The 12,516-nt window shown below is 43.8% G+C and carries 20 protein-coding genes; 15 read left to right on the top strand and 5 right to left on the bottom strand.

The annotated features are described in order from the left end of the window. The 13 genes from ACWB1W_RS03140 to aroD all read left to right on the top strand — a co-directional run. Window positions 1–150 (top strand): EF-Tu C-terminal domain-related protein (locus ACWB1W_RS03140; protein WP_479369942.1); only part of this gene is annotated, 150 nt, incomplete at its 5' end. 11 nt (window positions 151–161) lie between these two features. After that, the gene (rpsJ, locus tag ACWB1W_RS03135) at window positions 162–476 is read left to right on the top strand and encodes a 30S ribosomal protein S10 (protein ID WP_459776037.1); all 315 of its coding nucleotides are present in this window, start codon (window positions 162–164) and stop codon (window positions 474–476) included. Between the two features lie 4 nt (window positions 477–480). Beyond that, on the top strand, window positions 481–1,206 hold the full coding sequence (gene rplC / locus ACWB1W_RS03130; protein ID WP_479369938.1) for a 50S ribosomal protein L3: 726 nt from the start codon (window positions 481–483) through the stop codon (window positions 1,204–1,206). Beyond that, window positions 1,203–1,802 carry a 50S ribosomal protein L4 gene (gene rplD, locus ACWB1W_RS03125; RefSeq protein WP_479369937.1) on the top strand — a complete coding sequence of 200 codons (600 nt, stop codon included), beginning with the start codon at window positions 1,203–1,205 and terminating at the stop codon, window positions 1,800–1,802. Before rplC ends, rplD begins: the two co-directional genes overlap by 4 nt. A gap of 4 nt (window positions 1,803–1,806) precedes the next feature. Further along, on the top strand, window positions 1,807–2,118 hold the full coding sequence (gene rplW / locus ACWB1W_RS03120; RefSeq protein ID WP_461831541.1) for a 50S ribosomal protein L23: 312 nt from the start codon (window positions 1,807–1,809) through the stop codon (window positions 2,116–2,118). 10 nt (window positions 2,119–2,128) lie between these two features. Beyond that, complete coding sequence (gene rplB / locus ACWB1W_RS03115) at window positions 2,129–3,043, top strand: 50S ribosomal protein L2 (RefSeq protein WP_479369936.1); 915 nt, start codon at window positions 2,129–2,131, stop codon at window positions 3,041–3,043. A 377-nt stretch (window positions 3,044–3,420) separates the two neighbouring features. After that, window positions 3,421–3,717: a 30S ribosomal protein S19 gene (gene rpsS / locus ACWB1W_RS03110; RefSeq protein ID WP_479369941.1), complete on the top strand. Its 297-nt coding sequence runs from the start codon at window positions 3,421–3,423 to the stop codon at window positions 3,715–3,717. An 11-nt stretch (window positions 3,718–3,728) separates the two neighbouring features. Beyond that, window positions 3,729–4,130 carry a 50S ribosomal protein L22 gene (gene rplV / locus ACWB1W_RS03105; RefSeq protein ID WP_479369935.1) on the top strand — a complete coding sequence of 134 codons (402 nt, stop codon included), beginning with the start codon at window positions 3,729–3,731 and terminating at the stop codon, window positions 4,128–4,130. A 2-nt stretch (window positions 4,131–4,132) separates the two neighbouring features. Then, a complete protein-coding gene (gene rpsC / locus ACWB1W_RS03100; RefSeq protein ID WP_479369934.1) occupies window positions 4,133–4,828 on the top strand; it encodes a 30S ribosomal protein S3 in 696 nt (231 codons plus the stop codon). A 3-nt stretch (window positions 4,829–4,831) separates the two neighbouring features. Beyond that, the gene (gene rplP / locus ACWB1W_RS03095; RefSeq protein ID WP_461831537.1) at window positions 4,832–5,260 is read left to right on the top strand and encodes a 50S ribosomal protein L16; all 429 of its coding nucleotides are present in this window, start codon (window positions 4,832–4,834) and stop codon (window positions 5,258–5,260) included. An 11-nt stretch (window positions 5,261–5,271) separates the two neighbouring features. Beyond that, entirely contained in the window at window positions 5,272–5,493 is a 222-nt protein-coding gene (gene rpmC, locus ACWB1W_RS03090) for a 50S ribosomal protein L29 (protein WP_459776029.1), read from the top strand. Beyond that, entirely contained in the window at window positions 5,493–5,813 is a 321-nt protein-coding gene (gene rpsQ / locus ACWB1W_RS03085; protein WP_479369933.1) for a 30S ribosomal protein S17, read from the top strand. The genes rpmC and rpsQ overlap by 1 nt, the downstream gene beginning before the upstream one ends. After that, on the top strand, window positions 5,814–6,467 hold the full coding sequence (aroD, locus tag ACWB1W_RS03080; protein WP_479369932.1) for a type I 3-dehydroquinate dehydratase: 654 nt from the start codon (window positions 5,814–5,816) through the stop codon (window positions 6,465–6,467). Here the strand turns inward: aroD and ACWB1W_RS03075 are convergent. Continuing rightward, complete coding sequence (locus tag ACWB1W_RS03075; RefSeq protein ID WP_479369931.1) at window positions 6,445–6,681, bottom strand: hypothetical protein; 237 nt, start codon at window positions 6,679–6,681, stop codon at window positions 6,445–6,447. The two genes, aroD and ACWB1W_RS03075, sit on opposite strands and share 23 nt — an antisense overlap. Window positions 6,682–6,782: 101 nt before the next feature. On the opposite strand from ACWB1W_RS03075, the gene ACWB1W_RS03070 reads away from it, so the two are divergent. Next, window positions 6,783–8,690, top strand: coding sequence for a putative bifunctional diguanylate cyclase/phosphodiesterase (locus ACWB1W_RS03070; protein ID WP_479369930.1), 1,908 nt, complete (start codon window positions 6,783–6,785; stop codon window positions 8,688–8,690). A gap of 13 nt (window positions 8,691–8,703) precedes the next feature. Continuing rightward, window positions 8,704–9,840 carry a tRNA guanosine(34) transglycosylase Tgt gene (gene tgt / locus ACWB1W_RS03065; RefSeq protein ID WP_479369929.1) on the top strand — a complete coding sequence of 379 codons (1,137 nt, stop codon included), beginning with the start codon at window positions 8,704–8,706 and terminating at the stop codon, window positions 9,838–9,840. Here the strand turns inward: tgt and thrB are convergent. From thrB to pdo, 4 genes are read right to left on the bottom strand one after another with little or no spacing between them, the layout of a single operon-like run. Beyond that, a complete protein-coding gene (thrB, locus tag ACWB1W_RS03060) occupies window positions 9,824–10,714 on the bottom strand; it encodes a homoserine kinase (protein WP_479369928.1) in 891 nt (296 codons plus the stop codon). The genes tgt and thrB overlap by 17 nt on opposite strands. 9 nt (window positions 10,715–10,723) lie before the next feature. After that, entirely contained in the window at window positions 10,724–10,951 is a 228-nt protein-coding gene (locus ACWB1W_RS03055; RefSeq protein ID WP_479369927.1) for a hypothetical protein, read from the bottom strand. Between the two features lie 44 nt (window positions 10,952–10,995). Further along, a complete protein-coding gene (gene accD, locus ACWB1W_RS03050; RefSeq protein ID WP_479369926.1) occupies window positions 10,996–11,829 on the bottom strand; it encodes an acetyl-CoA carboxylase, carboxyltransferase subunit beta in 834 nt (277 codons plus the stop codon). Further along, window positions 11,826–12,515, bottom strand: coding sequence for a protein disulfide oxidoreductase (gene pdo / locus ACWB1W_RS03045; RefSeq protein ID WP_479369925.1), 690 nt, complete (start codon window positions 12,513–12,515; stop codon window positions 11,826–11,828). Before pdo ends, accD begins: the two co-directional genes overlap by 4 nt. Between the last annotated feature and the right edge of the window lies 1 nt (window position 12,516).

Genomic DNA, 12,516 nt, shown 5'->3' with positions numbered 1-12,516 from the left:
GAAGGAGTAGAGATGGTTATGCCCGGGGACAATGTGGAGCTTGAGGTTGAGCTTATAGCACCTGTGGCGCTGGAGGAAGGGCTTAGGTTTGCGATAAGGGAAGGCGGAAAAACTGTCGGTGCGGGTGTTGTTACTAAAATCCTTGACTGAGGAGTTTAAAGATGGAGCAGGAGAAAATAAGGATAAAGCTTAAGGCTTTTGACCACAGAGTTCTTGACCAATCGGTTAAACAGATAATAGAAACGGTTAAGAGAACCGGCGGGGTCGTGAGGGGCCCCATTCCCCTTCCCACAAGAAAGAGAAAGTGGTGTGTGCTTCGCTCTCCTCACAAGTTTGACCAATCAAGGGAACACTTTGAGATAAGAGAGTTCTCAAGGATAATAGACATAACGAGGTTCACCCCTCAGACGATAGAAGCCCTTATGGAAATAAACCTTCCGGCCGGTGTTGACGTAGAAGTAAAGATGAGAGGTTAGGGAGATGCCTCTGGGTTTAATCGGTGAAAAAGTAGGAATGACTCGCGTTTTACTGAAAGACGGGACAGCAGTTCCCGTTACCGTTATAAAGTTTCCCGTGAACTACGTCGTTCAGGTAAAGTCCGTAAACACGAAGGACGGGTATAACGCCATCCAGGTCGGTGCATACGAAGCGAAGGAAAAACACCTCACAAAGCCCCTTATAGGACACTTCAAAAAACACGGAGTTCCCCTTTTGAGGAGACTGTGGGAGTTCAGGGTGGATAATCCCGAAGAGTTCAAGTCGGGTCAGGAACTCAAGGTTCAGGATGTTTTCAAGCCCGGTGACCTTGTGGACGTATGGGGTATATCTAAGGGAAGGGGCTTTGCAGGTGTTATGAAAAGATGGGACTTTTCCGGATTTCCAAAGTCCCACGGGCACAGATACCATAGGGCTGTCGGTGCGATAGGGCAAAGGACGGACCCGGGAAGGGTATGGAAAGGAAAGAAAATGCCCGGACACTACGGAGCAAAACCCGTTAGGGTTCAGGGTTTATTTGTTGTTGACGTGCTTCCCGAAGAAAACGTAATTCTCGTTAAAGGTTCCGTTCCCGGACACAACAAGGGTATCGTTGTAGTTGAACAGTCAACCATCGCATACAGAAAGAGCCAAAAGCTAAAGCAGAAGAGACTCCAGTTTATAGTCGAGAACCTTATTAAAGAAGAAGCGAAAGAGGTGGCCGAATCATGAAGATAGGAGACGTTGAGGTAAGGGACGACGTATTTAATGTTAAAGTTAAAAAACACGTTTTATGGGAAGTTGTAAAGTGGCAACTAGCAAAAAGAAGACAGGGAACCCACTCAACAAAGACCAGGGGAGAGGTTGCATACTCCGGCAGAAAGATACTTCCCCAAAAGGGAACGGGTAACGCGAGACACGGTGAGAGGGGTGTAAACATATTCGTAGGCGGCGGTGTGGCCCACGGTCCGAAACCGAGGGATTACGAGTATCCCCTTCCCAAGAAGGTAAGAAAACTCGGGCTTAAGATGGCCTTATCGGACAAGGCTCAGAATAACGCTATTATATTTGTTGATAACATAAACCTCGGAGAACAGCCCAAAACAAAGAAGGCGGTTGAGTTTCTCAAAAATCTCGGTGTTGATAAGGAGAAGGTCCTGGTCGTTATCCCTGAAAAGAACGAAGTGCTTTACAAATCTTTTAGAAACCTTCAGAACGTTAGGGTTTTACTTCCGGAAGGTTTGAACGTTTACGACGTTCTTTGGGCCAATAAACTCGTAATTCATAAAGACTGCCTTGACAGAATATACAAAAAGGTGGAGGCATAAAGTCATGAGTCAAAGAAAACCCTGGGAGATACTGATAAGACCTATAATAACGGAGAAAAGTAACAGACTTATGGAGGATTACAATAAATACACCTTTGAGGTTGCACTTGATGCTTCAAAGCCTGAAATAAAGCAAGCAGTGGAGAAACTCTTTAACGTAAAGGTTAAGAAAGTTAACACTATGATTGTTAAACCGAAGAAGAAGAGGGTTTGGAACAAGTTCAGACAATATGGAACTACGAAGAAGTGGAAGAAGGCAATTGTTACCCTTGAGAAGGGGTATAAAATAGACATCCTTGAGTTTGCTCAAAAGTGAGGTGTAAAAGATGGGTGTTAGAAAGTTAAAGCCCGTAACGAACGGAACGAGACACGCGGTTCTTTACGACTTTGAAGAAATAGAGAAATTAGTAAGAAAAGGAAAGGAGCTGGTTCTCGTAAAGAAAAACAAGGTTGAGCCCGAAAAATCCCTCTTAAAGTGGTGGCACAGGGCTAAGGGAAGGTCTAGGCAAAGGGGAAATATAACCGCGAGACACAGAGGTGGAGGACATAAAAAGCTTTACAGAATTATAGACTTCAAAAGGGATAAAAGCTTAGTTCCCGCTAAGGTTGTTTCAATAGAGTATGACCCATTCAGGAGTGCGAGGATATGTCTTCTCCATTACGCAGATGGTGAAAAGAGGTATATCATCTGGCCCGAGGGCCTGAAGGTGGGTGATACGGTGGTATCCATAAGCTGGGAGGATGCTGAAGCCGGAAAACCCCTCCCGGAGATAAAGCCCGGAAACGCAATGCCCCTTAAATACATACCCGAGGGAACGATAATTCACAACATAGAGTTTATGCCCGGAAAGGGCGGACAGATAGCAAGGGCTGCGGGAACGTGGGCCCAAGTTCTCGGAAGGTCCACAAAAAAGGGATATGTTCTCGTAAGAATGCCCTCGGGTGAGGTGAGAATGATTCACGAAAGGTGTATGGCAACGATAGGAAGGGTTGGTCTTGCGGAACACGAGCTCATCAAGCTCGGAAAAGCGGGAAGGGCAAGATGGCTCGGGTGGAGACCTCACACAAGGGGAACAGCTATGAACCCCGTTGACCACCCCCACGGTGGTGGTGAGGGTAGAACAAGAGGAAAACACCCCGAGTCTCCTTGGGGATGGAAGACGAAGGGATATAAGACAAGAAGAGGTAAGAAGTACTCCGATAAGTTTATCGTGACGAGAAGAGACGGAAAGCCATTATAAAGGAGGATTGAAAGATGGGCTTTAAAGGTGCCTGGAACAAAAGAAACAGGTTAATAGAAAATCCGGAAGAGTATTATAGGCTTTACAAGAAACTCCAGAGGGCTTATAAACTCGTGAGGGAAGCTATAAAGAGATACGGTTCCTTTGAACTCCTAAAGGGAAAGACGAGCCTCAGGGACCTTGAGGAGCTTCTTGAAGAGAGAAAACAGGTTCTTGAAAACCTGAAAAAGCAACTCAGGGAAGCTCATAAAGGAAAACCTCAGATAGATGCTGAAGGAGACGAGCAGCTTAAAGAGCTTATCAGAGAAGTAAACAAAGTCCAGGCGGAAGTGAGAGCACTTGAGATAATCACAAATAGAGTGAGAAAGTACGAGGAGATATACGCCCAATACAAACAGGTGACAGAGAAGAAAGCTTACGTAGACCCCAAACTCTGGATGAGAATCAGGAAGATGAACGAAGCAGGGGAGAGAAAGGTAGTGAGAACCTACTCAAGGGCTACGACTATTATACCCGAGTTCGTCGGACACACGATAGCGGTTCACAACGGAAAAACCTTCATACCCGTTTACATAACCCAGGATATGGTTGGACACAAGCTAGGGGAGTTTGCACCAACGAGAACCTTTAAAGGCCACCCTGATAAGACCGCAAAGGTTGTTAAGAAGAAGTGAGGTGAAAAGCCATGGGACAGCTTAAGATAAAAGACAAATCCCAAAGGGAAGGCTACAAACCGAATCAGGCTATAGCAATACTCAGGTATGCCCACATTTCCCCCTTGAAGGCAAGACTTGTCTTAAGGGAAATCCACGGGAAGGACGTAGGAGAAGCCCTTTACCTCCTTAAGGTAATTCCAAAAAGGGCTGCGAGAATTGCGGAAAAGCTCCTAAAAAGTGCTATAGCGAACGCCGAACAGAAGGGTTTGGACCTTGACAGGCTTTATATCAAGAAAGCTGTTGCGGACAGAGGGCCCATACTTAAGAAGTGGATACCAAGGGCTCACGGAAGGGCTACAATGGTTAGGAAAAGGTTATCCCATATTACAATAATTCTGGAGGAAAAGCCCGAAGGTAAGGAGGAAGAGTAAGCATGGGTCAGAAAACACACCCGATAGGCTTCAGGTTAGGTGTTATTAAAGACTGGCCTTCAAAGTGGTATGCTCCTAAGAAGGATTACGCAAAGCTTCTTCACGAAGACCTCAAGATAAAGAACTACATAAAGAAGAGGTATAAGGTCGCAGGTGTTTCAAAGGTTGAGATAGAGAGAATCGTTGACAAGGTAAGGATAAAGATACACACCGCAAAGCCCGCAATAGTTATCGGAAGAAGAGGTCAAGAGGTAGACAGACTCAAAAAAAACATAGAAAGAATGCTCCCCGGAAAGGAGATAAGCATATCCGTTCTTGAGGTAAAAGTCCCCGAACTGGACGCTCAACTTGTTGCGGAAGATATAGCCCTCCAAATAGAAAGAAGGGTTTCTCACAGAAGGGCTATGAAGAGAGCCATAGACAATGCACTAAAGGCGGGGGCAAAAGGTGTAAAGGTTCAGGTCAAGGGAAGGATAGGAGGAGCTGAGCTCGCAAGGAAAGAGTGGTTCCTCGTTGGAAGGATGCCTCTTCAAACGCTTAGGGCGGATATAGATTACGGATTTGCAACCGCTTACACGAAATACGGAATACTAAGCGTAAAGGTTTGGATATACAAGGGAGACGTTCTTAAAGGCGTTAAAGAGGAAATCCTTAAGAAGATTGAAGAAGAAATCAAACAAGCGGCAAAGGAGGGTTAAGAGATGTATCTCCAGCCGAAAAAGGTAAGGTGGAGAAAGCAAAGAAGGGGAACCCTTAAGGGTAAAGCCTTCAGAGGTAATAAACTCGCCTTCGGTGAATACGGAATACAGGCTCTTGACCGTGCGTGGATAACCCAACAACAGATAGAAGCTGTGAGGGTGGCTCTCGTGAGGAGCCTTAAAAAAGGTGCAAAGGTATGGATAAGGATATTCCCCGATAAGCCTTATACCAAAAAACCTAACGAAGTGAGAATGGGTGGAGGAAAAGGTGACCCCGAGGGATTTGTTGCGGTAGTAAAACCCGGAAGGATACTCTTTGAGTTTACGGGAGTGCCCGAAGACGTGGCGCAAGAAGCGTTTAGAATAGCGGCTTCTAAGCTACCCATACCCGTAAGACTTGTGAAATATGGGGAATTTACCTTCAAGTATTGAGGTGAAAAACCATGTGGGAAAGGGAAAGGAAGAAGTTTCTTGAGGATATAAGAAAGAAAAGTATAAAGGAGCTTGAGGAGCTTCTTGACGAGCTTAAGATGGAGCTTTTAAGACTCCGTTTTAAAAAACAAGTTCAAGGTCTTGAGAATCCTATGGAAATGAGAAAAGTTAAGAGGAACATAGCGAGAGTTTTAACGGTTATAAGGGAAAAACAGCTGAGAGGTGAGCAGTAATGACGGAGCAAAAGAAGGAGAAAAAGTGGCATGAAAAGAGGAAACACCTCGTTGGTGTAGTTGTTAGCGATAAAATGGATAAGACCGTAGTTGTTAGGGTTGACAGGAGAGTTCCCCACCCACTTTACGGTAAGCATATAGTGAAGAGCAAAAAGTATCACGCCCACGATGAGCATAACGAGTGCAGGGTGGGAGATATAGTTATGATTAGAGAAACAAGGCCTCTTTCAAAGACGAAAAGATGGGTAGTGGTAAAGATTCTCCAAAGGGCAAGGAGACCGGAAGAAGAGATAGCAAAACAACAGGAAGAGCAAAAGTAAATGCTTATAGCCGTTCCTCTTGACGATAAAGATTTTTCGGAAAAGGTTAGGGAGGCAAAGGAGAAAGGGGCTGACGTAGTAGAACTAAGGGTAGACCAGTTTTCGGATACCTCTGTTAATTATGTGAGGGAAAGGCTGCTTGAGGTTAAAGACAACGGGCTTAAAACTATCCTTACTGTTCGTATTCCCGAAGAGGGAGGGAAAGAGGTAAGAAACAGGGAGGAAATATTTGAGGAGCTGGCACCTCTCAGCGATTATACGGACGTTGAACTCTCACAAAAAGCTCTTATAGTAAAGCTTCATAATCTCATTAAAGGGAAGGGTAAGCTCATAATTTCTTACCACAACTTTGAACTCACACCGCCCAACTGGATAATAAGGGAAGTTTTAAGGGAGGGATACAGGTTCGGAGGTATACCAAAGATAGCTGTAAAGGCGAACTCCTACGAGGACGTAGCAAGATTACTTTGTATATCAAGACAGATTGAGGGTGAAAAGATAGTTATAGCTATGGGGAATTACGGAAGAGTTTCAAGGGTTGCAGGTTACGTATTCGGTTCCGCAATAACTTACGCATCACTCGGAAAATCCTTTGCACCCGGTCAGATTCCCCTTGAGGAGATGGTCAAGCTCAGGAAGATTTTATACGGCTAAGTTTTTCTTCCAGTGTTTCAACTCTTCTTTCAAGCTCACCAATTCTTTCCTCGAGTCTATTAATCCTATCTTCAAGGCTTTCTCCTTTAACCATATCGTAATAGTGGAGTAGGGCTTCCTTAATTATCTGGACTTCTTTCTTTCCGAGTTTTTCTCTCAATTCGGATAAAACTTTTAACGTCTTCTCGTCAAAAACGTAAGTTTTCTTTCTCAAACATCACCTTCCTTAATCTTAAAGGTATGTTTCTATACGGAAATTTTCCGCAATGTTTATTCTGGAAAATTCTATAAAATGCTGTAAATTATGTATTTAGGTTGAAAGAGGGAGAGCTATACAAGAAAATTTTTGATTCCCTTCCCTTCGCAAGTATTTTAGTAGAAGAGGAAAGTATAAAAGACCTGAACAGCGCCTTTGAGCGTCTAACGGGTTTCGAAAGACACGAAGTTATCGGAAAACCTGTGAAAGAACTTGTTCACTACTCTTTGAAAAATAGAGCTTTTCTCGCTACAGCAAGGGATGAGTATATACTCGTTTCCTTCAAAAAGAAGAATCTCGGTATAAGCGGTTATGAGGTTTGTATTTTTGAGAAAGCGGAAACTTTTAAAACTAAGAGCGAATTAAAAAGGAGCCAGCAGCTATACGCAATCCTGAGCGGTATAAACAGACTTGTGACGAGAAATTACGAGCTGGAAGAAGTGTTTAAAGAATCGGTGAAAATAATAACCTTAGAGGGTTTATTTAAGTATGCGGGTATTTTTAAAAAGAACAACGGCCCTATAGCGGAAAAGGGAATACTCTCCTCCGAATCTGTATCGGTATGTATTCCTTTTGGTGAAGATTACACTTTAGTTGTAGGCAAAGAGGGAAAGGAAGGCTTTGAGGAGGACGAGCTGGTTCTTCTTTTTGAAATAGCAAGCGACCTTAACTTTTTAGTTAATCATTTAAAAGACATAGAAGATAAGCCTTTAGCCGATTTAGTTACGGGACTTCCTAACAGATTTGCCTTTTTTAAAGAACTTACTAAAGTTATAGAAACCGGCTCGTTTAAAGCTCTCGTTCTCGTGGATATTGATAACTTCTCGGAGATAAACGCCGCTTTCGGTTATAAGGTAGGAAACAATATTCTAAGGGAGGTTGCGAGACGGCTTAAAGTTTTCGGTGTATTTACCGCAAGAATCACGAACGACGAGTTCGGTTTAATACTCACAGAGCTTGATAAGACCCTTGAGGAGTTTACAGAAGAACTTCTTGAGTTCCTTACTGCAGAACCATACAAAGTAAACAGAAAGAGTATATTCATAACCTTTTCCGCAGGAGCGGTTGAGTATTCCGCCGATATAAGCTCCTCCGAAAAGGTTTACACACTTGCACTTCGTTCCCTATCGGAAGCTAAAGAACTTGGCGGGAATACCTATATCATTTCCTCAAAGAAAAGCGATGTATCGGAAGAGTTCAGAGAAAGGGTATACATAAGAAGTGAGCTTATAAGAGCTTTGAACAATAAGGATTTTAGGCTTTTCTATCAACCGAAGGTTGACCTAAAAACGGAAAGGGTAATCGGTGCGGAAGCGCTAATAAGGTGGTTGAGAAAGGGAGAAATAGTTCCTCCGGGTAAATTTATCCCCATACTTGAAGAGGGAACACTCATACACAAAGTGGGCTTATGGGTTATTGAGGAAGTATGTAATTTCCTGACCAAGTTAAGGTCTAAAAGTCTTGAAATTCCCGTAGCCCTTAACATCTCGGCGGTTCAGCTAAAGAGTGATAGCTTCCTCAGAGATATTGAGGAAAAGCTTAAACTGTGCGGAGAAAGTGTTAGCCTTATTGAGTTTGAAGTTACCGAAGGGGCGATAATGGAAAACCCTAAAAAAGCTATAAACTTACTAAATAAAATAAAGGAGAAAGGGATAAAAATATACATAGACGACTTCGGAACTAAATACGCTTCCCTCTCTTACCTCAAGAGAATACCGGCATACGCACTTAAGATAGATATGTCCTTTATAAAAAACTTAACGGAGGAAGAGGACAACATTAAGATGGTTAAGGCGATAATACTACTTGCGAAAATCTTTAACCTTAAAACGGTTGCGGAAGGTATAGAGACAAAAGAGCAGCTTGAAATTTTGAGGGAGCTCGGTTGTAACTACGGGCAGGGGTATTACTTCTCAAAACCTCTTCCCGAAGAGGAGTTTATAAAGTTCCTTGAAGAAAAGCTTTAGTATCATTTGGTTTATGTTTCGTTTCTACCTGATAAAAAAGGACGGAAAGGCGAGAAGGGGAAGGCTTTACACCCCTCACGGTGTTATAGAAACCCCTGTTTTTATGCCCGTGGGAACACAGGGAACAGTTAAAGCTATGATACACAAGCTACTTGAAGAGATAGGAACCCAGATAATCCTCGGAAACACTTATCACTTATACCTCAGGCCGGGGACCGAGTTTATAAAAAAGGCGGGAGGACTTCACAGCTTTATAGGTTGGGATAAACCTATTCTCACAGATAGCGGGGGTTATCAAGTTTTTTCCCTCGCAAAGGGACGGTTCGGAAACAGGAAAGCGAAGGTTAGGATAACTGAGGAAGGTGTTGAGTTTCAGGACCATCTTCAGGGAGACAAGCATTTCTTTACACCCGAAAGGGTTATAGAAATTCAGGAGGTGTTCGGGTCGGACATAATTATGCCCCTTGATGAATGCGTTGAGTATCCGACAACGAAAGAATACGCAAGGGAAGCCCTTGATAGAACCATAAGGTGGCTTGAGAGGAGTATAAGGGCAAAGAGAAGGGAAGACCAGGTTCTTTTTGGTATAGTTCAGGGTGCATTCTGGGAGGACCTGAGAAAGGAGGCCGTTGAGGAAACCCTAAAGTTTGATAAGTCCCTCTTTGGGTACTCTATAGGAGGTCTTTCGGTAGGCGAACCTAAAGAGATAATGTATGAGATGACGGAAGTTGTCTGCGAGCTACTTCCCGAAGAAAAACCCAGGTATCTAATGGGAGTCGGGAAGCCCGAGGATATCCTTGAAGCCGTAGAGAGAGGGGTTGACATGTTTGACTGTGTAGTTCCCACAAGAAACGCAAGAACGGGAACCCTTTACACCTCCCAGGGTGTTGTTGATATAAGACACTCAAAGTGGAAAGAGGACTTCACTCCCCTTGACCCGGAGTGTGACTGCTATACCTGTAGAAACTTTTCAAAGGCCTACCTGAGACATCTATTCGTATCCGAGGAGATATCCTCATACGTCCTCAACACCATTCATAACTTAAGGTTTTATCTGAAGATGATGGAGGAGATAAGAAAAGCTATAGAGGAAAACAGTTTCACAAAGTTAAAAGAGGCTTACCTTGAGAAGGTCAGCCGTAAACTTTAACACCTTCGTTGTTAGCCTTCAGGAGCATTGTCTCAACACGACAACCGCAGGCTTTTTCAATAGTTTCCTTTACCCTTTCTCTTATCGTTCCCTCGTTTTGTAACGTTATGGAACATATCGTAGGGCCTGCTCCGCTCAAAAACGTGGCAAGGGCTCCAAGCTCATAAGAGAGTTTTACAGCTTCCTCAAAACCCTTAACGAGCTTTTTTCTGTAAGGCTGGTGAATTTTATCCTTTACCGCTTCCCTAAGAAGACCGAAATCCTTCGTGATGAGTGAGGCTACAAAGAGGGCTGAACGCTGTAGATTGAAAACGGCGTCCCTTATAGAAACATCTTTTGGTAATACCTTCCTTGCGTCGGAGGTCTTTACCTCGTATTCGGGAACGAAGAAAATGAGCTTTAACTCTTCGGGGAATGTGATTTTTTTGTACACAAGGGACCCGTTAGTAGCACAAACTGTAAACCCCCCAACGAATGCGGGGAGTATATTATCGGGATGAGGTTCAAACTCAAAAGCTATCCTTAGTTTATCCTCAAGACTTAGACTCTTTCCGATAACTTTTAAAGCTCCTTCAATGGCTCCTACAATTGCGGTAGCAGAAGAACCGAGCCCCCTTGCGGGGGGAACGTTGTTAACCTGGTGAAGCTTTATCGGAACTTCTTTTTCCCTTAAATACTCAAAAACTCTTTTGTAAACCTTTATGAATAGATTATTTTCGTTCTTCGGTATTCCTTCGGAGTATCCCTCAATACTTACCTCGTATCTCTCTGAAGTTTCTACATAAAAAGTATTTTGCAGGTTAAGGGCAAGACCGAAAGCGTCAAACCCGCTTCCGAAATTTGTCGTAGTTGCGGGAACTACGATTCTAATCATAAAGTTATTTTAGCCTTCCATCTCGTTCACCGTTGCACCGTCATACATTCCCTCCTCAAGAGCGACCTGGACGAGGGAAAGCTCCTCGTCAGTAAGGGACTTTCCCTTCAGGACCTGTCTTACGAACTCCTCAATGGCTTTTTGAACAGTTTCCTCATCTATCTCATCAACGTGAATCTCGTCCCTTTCCGCTATAAACCTTCCGAAGTTAACAGCAAGTTCGTAAAGATTATCCATAACGGAAAAGATAGGGAAAGATAAACAGGGGAAAATGACCGGGGTCAGACGGAACACTTCTCAGAGTAGTGTAAAACCTCAAGCAGGTAAGAAAGGGTGTCTTTCATATCTTTTCTGTGAACAACCATGTCTATCTGTCCCTTTTCAAGTAGAAACTCGGAGGTCTGAAAGTCTTCGGGTAGTTTCTGTTTTATAGTTTGCTCAATTACACGGGGTCCCGCAAAACCTATTAACGCTTTCGGTTCCGCTATGATAACGTCCCCTAAAAAGGCAAAGCTTGCGGAAACTCCGCCCATAGTTGGATTGGTAAGGACGCTTATGTAAGGAACCCCTTCCCTTTTTAAAAGCCCTACACCGAAGGTCGTTTTTGCCATCTGCATTAAAGAGAGTATTCCCTCCTGCATCCTCGCACCGCCGGAAGCGGCAAAGGATACAAGGGGCGTTTTCGTTTCCGCTGCTCTCTCACAGGCCCTGAAGAATCTCTCCCCCACAACGGACCCCATACTTCCCCCTATAAAGTTAAAGTCCATTACTGCGAGTATAACCTTCTTTCCCTTTATGTGTCCCTCGGTTATCACTATGGCCTCGGTTAAACCTGTTTCTTCCTGAGCTTTCTTTAACCTATCCCTGTAACTCTTTGTGTCTTTAAAGTTCAGGGGGTCAGTGGGGAGTATATCCTCAAATAAGAACTCGGTTTCTTCCTCATCAAGGGTAAACCTTATCCTCTCCCTTGCGGTAAGGGTGAAGTGATAATCGCAGTTCGGGCAAACTTTTAGGTTTCTCTCAAGGTCCGGAACGTATAAAAGACTCTTACAGTTCGGACACTTGGTCCATAAAACCTCTTCCTTCTTCTTCTTAAAGAACTTAAAAATCTTCATTTACTTTCCTGTTCTCTCTTTAGCTTTTCGTATACAGCCATAACGTAGCCCAGGAATGCGTTTTCCGGTTGAGCTCCGACGAATTCCGCCACACCTCTGTTTATGACTATCTTCGGAACACCTACTACTTGGAACTGTTCCGCCAAATCCTGGTTTTCCGAGGCGTCTATAACCTTTGAGGTTATGTGGTCGCTGACGAGTGCAAAGTCCCAAGACATAATAGCCGCGGTCGGACAGTATCCGCAGGAAGTTGTAACGAAAACCCATATCTCTATAGGGATGTCTATCTCCTTTAGGAGTTCTATCGTTTTCTCGGAGAGCTGGGGCTTTCTCTGGGATACATGGAATATTCCGTTTATAAGGGTCGTAAATTCAAGGCCTGCGGGAAGTCCTATATACCTTATCCCGTAGTCCTTGTCCCCTTCTATAACTATTGTGGGAACCCTGTCTATTTTGTATTTCTCAACCTCTTCCTTGTTTACAAAGGGTGAAAGTATATCAAGCTTTATCTTATCCTTTCCTACAGCTTCACCGATAACATCAACGGTCTCCTTAAGAAGCTCCTCCGCAGTCTGGCAGGATTCACAACCTATCGCTTGGGAAAAGAGCTTGACGCTCACGGGTTCCTTAAACTCCTTTTGAGCCAAATCCTTTAACTGAGTTCTTACCTCCAGGTTCAGTAGCATT

Source organism: Aquifex sp., assembly GCF_056494385.1.
Note: the sequence above shows the minus strand (reverse complement) of the source record. Positions and strands in the feature narration are given on the sequence as shown.

Bases quoted from the DNA above. Each gene is read 5' to 3' on its own strand.
- rpsQ (WP_479369933.1), top strand. From the start codon at position 5,493: ATGACGGAGCAAAAGAAGGAGAAAAAGTGGCATGAAAAGAGGAAACAC.
- rplD (WP_479369937.1), top strand. From the start codon at position 1,203: ATGAAGATAGGAGACGTTGAGGTAAGGGACGACGTATTTAATGTTAAA.
- aroD (WP_479369932.1), top strand. From the start codon at position 5,814: ATGCTTATAGCCGTTCCTCTTGACGATAAAGATTTTTCGGAAAAGGTT.
- tgt (WP_479369929.1), top strand. From the start codon at position 8,704: ATGTTTCGTTTCTACCTGATAAAAAAGGACGGAAAGGCGAGAAGGGGA.
- pdo (WP_479369925.1), bottom strand. From the start codon at position 12,515: ATGCTACTGAACCTGGAGGTAAGAACTCAGTTAAAGGATTTGGCTCAA.
- rpmC (WP_459776029.1), top strand. From the start codon at position 5,272: ATGTGGGAAAGGGAAAGGAAGAAGTTTCTTGAGGATATAAGAAAGAAA.
- accD (WP_479369926.1), bottom strand. From the start codon at position 11,829: ATGAAGATTTTTAAGTTCTTTAAGAAGAAGAAGGAAGAGGTTTTATGG.
- rplW (WP_461831541.1), top strand. From the start codon at position 1,807: ATGAGTCAAAGAAAACCCTGGGAGATACTGATAAGACCTATAATAACG.
- rplV (WP_479369935.1), top strand. From the start codon at position 3,729: ATGGGACAGCTTAAGATAAAAGACAAATCCCAAAGGGAAGGCTACAAA.
- thrB (WP_479369928.1), bottom strand. From the start codon at position 10,714: ATGATTAGAATCGTAGTTCCCGCAACTACGACAAATTTCGGAAGCGGG.
- rpsC (WP_479369934.1), top strand. From the start codon at position 4,133: ATGGGTCAGAAAACACACCCGATAGGCTTCAGGTTAGGTGTTATTAAA.
- ACWB1W_RS03055 (WP_479369927.1), bottom strand. From the start codon at position 10,951: ATGGATAATCTTTACGAACTTGCTGTTAACTTCGGAAGGTTTATAGCG.
- rplB (WP_479369936.1), top strand. From the start codon at position 2,129: ATGGGTGTTAGAAAGTTAAAGCCCGTAACGAACGGAACGAGACACGCG.
- rpsJ (WP_459776037.1), top strand. From the start codon at position 162: ATGGAGCAGGAGAAAATAAGGATAAAGCTTAAGGCTTTTGACCACAGA.
- rplC (WP_479369938.1), top strand. From the start codon at position 481: ATGCCTCTGGGTTTAATCGGTGAAAAAGTAGGAATGACTCGCGTTTTA.
- rplP (WP_461831537.1), top strand. From the start codon at position 4,832: ATGTATCTCCAGCCGAAAAAGGTAAGGTGGAGAAAGCAAAGAAGGGGA.